The 815-nt window shown below is 71.2% G+C and carries 1 protein-coding gene; it reads right to left on the bottom strand.

All coding sequences use genetic code 11. The features are described from left to right. The coding region (locus ACFQVC_RS42440) for an ATP-binding protein (RefSeq protein ID WP_381842145.1) at window positions 1–815 on the bottom strand (815 nt) is incomplete at both ends.

The following is an 815-nucleotide window of genomic DNA, read 5'->3' as shown; positions in this document are numbered from 1 at the left end:
GGGCCGATGACCGAGCCCGACTCGACGCCCGCGTCCAGGCGGACGCCGGGGCCCGAGGGCGGGTCGAAGAGGGTGACGGTGCCCGGCGCGGGCAGGAAGCCACGGCCCGGGTCCTCACCGTTGATCCGGAACTCGAAGCTGTGACCGCGCACTTCGGGATCGCCGTAGCCCAGTGCCTCGCCGTCGGCGATACGGAACATCTCCCGGACCAGGTCGAGGCCGGTGACCTCCTCGGTGACCGGGTGCTCCACCTGCAGACGGGTGTTGACCTCCAGGAAGGAGATGGTGCCGTCCACACCGACGAGGAACTCCACCGTCCCCGCACCCACATACCCCGCCTCACGCAGGATGGCCTTGGAAGCGCGATACAACTCCGCGTTCTGCTCCTCGGAGAGGAACGGGGCCGGGGCTTCCTCGACCAGCTTCTGATGACGGCGCTGCAGGGAGCAGTCACGGGTCGAAACCACGACCACGTTGCCGTGGGTGTCGGCCAGGCACTGGGTCTCCACGTGCCGGGGCTTGTCGAGGTAGCGCTCGACGAAGCACTCGCCGCGGCCGAAGGCGGCGACGGCCTCGCGCACCGCGGAGTCGTAGAGCTCGGGGACCTCTTCGAGGGTGCGGGCGACCTTCAGCCCGCGCCCGCCACCGCCGAACGCGGCCTTGATCGCGATGGGCAGGCCGTGCTCCTGCGCGAAGGCCACCACCTCGTCCGAGCCGGAGACCGGGTCGGGCGTACCCGCGACCAGCGGGGCGCCGGCACGCTGGGCGATATGCCGGGCCGCGACCTTGTCCCCCAGATCCCGGATCGCCTGCGG

Origin of the sequence: Streptomyces monticola (genome assembly GCF_042665355.1) — a bacterium.
Lineage (GTDB): Bacteria > Actinomycetota > Actinomycetes > Streptomycetales > Streptomycetaceae > Streptomyces > Streptomyces monticola.
The sequence above is the reverse complement of the archived record's forward strand: the minus strand, read 5'-3'. Positions and strand labels throughout refer to the sequence as shown.